This window comes from Bacillus halotolerans (assembly GCF_001517105.1).
GTDB lineage: Bacteria > Bacillota > Bacilli > Bacillales > Bacillaceae > Bacillus > Bacillus halotolerans.
The window spans coordinates 1-1,082 of the sequence record NZ_LPVF01000005.1 but is presented as its reverse complement, the minus strand read 5'-3'; the positions used below and the strand labels follow the sequence as shown (position 1 = coordinate 1,082).

9 tRNA genes are annotated in these 1,082 nt (G+C 47.8%); all 9 read left to right on the top strand.

Annotation, left to right across the window (positions count from 1 at the left end):
• The first annotated feature begins 47 nt into the window (after positions 1-47).
• A tRNA-Val gene (locus AU387_RS02570) sits at positions 48-123 on the top strand.
• Positions 124-126: 3 nt separating this feature from the next.
• Positions 127-202: transfer RNA gene (locus tag AU387_RS02565), tRNA-Thr, on the top strand.
• Positions 203-239: 37 nt separating this feature from the next.
• Positions 240-315, top strand: a tRNA-Lys gene (locus AU387_RS02560).
• A 7-nt stretch (positions 316-322) separates the two neighbouring features.
• Positions 323-405: transfer RNA gene (locus AU387_RS02555), tRNA-Leu, on the top strand.
• A gap of 40 nt (positions 406-445) precedes the next feature.
• Positions 446-520: transfer RNA gene (locus tag AU387_RS02550), tRNA-Gly, on the top strand.
• Between the two features lie 14 nt (positions 521-534).
• Positions 535-620: transfer RNA gene (locus AU387_RS02545), tRNA-Leu, on the top strand.
• A 9-nt stretch (positions 621-629) separates the two neighbouring features.
• Positions 630-706: transfer RNA gene (locus AU387_RS02540), tRNA-Arg, on the top strand.
• 23 nt (positions 707-729) lie between these two features.
• Positions 730-806, top strand: a tRNA-Pro gene (locus AU387_RS02535).
• 7 nt (positions 807-813) lie between these two features.
• Positions 814-889, top strand: a tRNA-Ala gene (locus AU387_RS02530).
• Positions 890-1,082 lie beyond the last annotated feature (193 nt).

The following is a 1,082-nucleotide window of genomic DNA, read 5'->3' as shown; positions in this document are numbered from 1 at the left end:
CTGTGAGAGTAGGACGCCGCTAAGCAATTGCACGTTAGTGCAATTATGGAGGATTAGCTCAGCTGGGAGAGCATCTGCCTTACAAGCAGAGGGTCGGCGGTTCGAGCCCGTCATCCTCCACCATTTGCCGGTGTAGCTCAATTGGTAGAGCAACTGACTTGTAATCAGTAGGTTGGGGGTTCAAGTCCTCTTGCCGGCACCACTTTTATATGATATAATATTCAAGTCTCTTGTAAGAAGAGCCATTAGCTCAGTTGGTAGAGCATCTGACTTTTAATCAGAGGGTCGAAGGTTCGAGTCCTTCATGGCTCACCATTTTTAAGCGGGTGTGGCGGAATTGGCAGACGCGCTAGACTTAGGATCTAGTGTCTTTATGACGTGGGGGTTCAAGTCCCTTCACCCGCATTATATAGGATGACAGTTATAAAAACTGGACATCCTGTATGCGGAAGTAGTTCAGTGGTAGAACACCACCTTGCCAAGGTGGGGGTCGCGGGTTCGAATCCCGTCTTCCGCTCCAACTATACCATCCACGCCGGGGTGGTGGAATTGGCAGACACACAGGACTTAAAATCCTGCGGTAGGTGACTACCGTGCCGGTTCAAGTCCGGCCCTCGGCATTATAATGTGCGCCCGTAGCTCAATTGGATAGAGCGTTTGACTACGGATCAAAAGGTTAGGGGTTCGACTCCTCTCGGGCGCGCCATATATTTTATCAATATGGGAAATCGGGAAGTAGCTCAGCTTGGTAGAGCACATGGTTTGGGACCATGGGGTCGCAGGTTCGAATCCTGTCTTCCCGACCATTTTTAAGGGGCCTTAGCTCAGCTGGGAGAGCGCCTGCTTTGCACGCAGGAGGTCAGCGGTTCGATCCCGCTAGGCTCCACCAAAAAAAGATTTAAAAAAGTTGTTGACTTTGAGAAAGCGACGTTGTATACTAAAAAAGTTGCTTTAACAAAGCGATAAACAAGATGATCTTTGAAAACTAAACAAGACAAAACGTACCTGTTAATTCAAGTTTTATTATAAAATCGCACAGTGATGTGCGTAGTCAGTCAAACTACTTTATCGGAGAGTTTGAT